This window comes from Parapedobacter sp. ISTM3, assembly GCF_016533505.1.
GTDB lineage: Bacteria > Bacteroidota > Bacteroidia > Sphingobacteriales > Sphingobacteriaceae > Parapedobacter > Parapedobacter luteus.
Map to the genome: position 1 here is coordinate 1 of NZ_JAENGN010000070.1, position 571 is coordinate 571.

Sequence of the window (571 nt, forward strand, 5' to 3'; positions counted from 1 at the left end):
GGGATTATTGTCCAGGCTGATTGCCCTTGCCTGATGTTCAGCCTGGGTTCCTCGCACCGTTATTATCTGTACGGTGGCCATTGCGACATGCGGAAATCATTTGACGGATTGTGCGGGCTGGTGTCCTCCGGTTTGGGTCGGGGCGCCACTGGCGGTGATGTGTTCGTGTTCCTGAACCGCCGCCGCACGCATATGAAGCTTTTGCACTGGGAACACGGCGGGTTCGTGCTGTATTACAAAAGACTGGAGGGCGGCACCTTTCCGCTGCCGAAAACCAGTTCGCCGGGCGGGGAGATCGACTGGAGCGAGCTGGTGCTGATGGTGGAGGGAATCGTGGTGGAGAAGAGCCGCAGGCGGCACCGGTTCAGTCTGAAAAAAGTGGTCTGAAGTAATCAGAAACATCGTTTTTCACTTGCGTAACCCACCTTTTATTTGTATTTTTATGCCATGCAAGCGGCAATGGAAGACTTATCGAAAGAGGACCTTTTACGGGTTATTTCCAGCCGTGATGAGAAAATCGAATACCTGGAATCGCAGCTTGCCATGTACAGGCGCATGCAGTTCGGCCAGA

The 571-nt window shown here is 53.8% G+C and carries 1 protein-coding gene; it reads left to right on the top strand.

All coding sequences use genetic code 11. The annotated features are described in order from the left end of the window. Positions 1–387, top strand: a 387-nt coding sequence (tnpB, locus tag JHJ32_RS22665) for an IS66 family insertion sequence element accessory protein TnpB (protein WP_200123024.1), incomplete at its 5' end; no start/stop codon positions are given. Positions 388–571 lie beyond the last annotated feature (184 nt).